This is a genomic window from Halalkalibacter oceani, assembly GCF_023715605.1.
GTDB lineage: Bacteria > Bacillota > Bacilli > Bacillales > Bacillaceae_D > Halalkalibacter > Halalkalibacter oceani.
Genome location: NZ_JAMBOL010000084.1, coordinates 1 through 436 on the forward strand (window position 1 = coordinate 1; position 436 = coordinate 436).

Below are 436 nucleotides of genomic sequence, written 5' to 3' on the forward strand. Positions count from 1 at the left end.
TTCGGTGACCGATAGCACCGCCACCTTATGGCGCTCGCCGAGATCAAAGCTGGCCGGGCAGACCAGGTTGCCGACGTTTTCGATAAACAGAATGCCGCGGTCAGCCAGCGGCAGGCGCGGGGCGGCGTCGGCGATCATCTGGGCGTCGAGATGGCAGCCTTTCCCGGTATTGACCTGAATCGCCGGGGTGCCGGTGGCGCGACTGCGGGCGGCGTCATTGACCGTTTGCTGATCGCCTTCAATCACCGCGCAGTCGGCGCGTCCTTTCAGCCGGGTGAGGGTTTCGGTGAGCAGGGTGGTTTTGCCGGAGCCGGGGCTGGAAACCAGATTCAGCACCAGCTGCTGTTTTGCTGCGAAGCGTGCGCGGTTGCGTGCCGCCAGGCGGTTGTTTTTATCCAGCACGTCGATCTCCACTTCCAGCATTCGCCGCTGGCTC

1 protein-coding gene is annotated in these 436 nt (G+C 63.8%); it reads right to left on the reverse strand.

Annotation, left to right across the window (positions count from 1 at the left end; translation table 11 throughout):
* The coding region (gene hypB / locus M3202_RS22105) for a hydrogenase nickel incorporation protein HypB (protein ID WP_251225353.1) at positions 1-436 on the reverse strand (436 nt) is incomplete at both ends.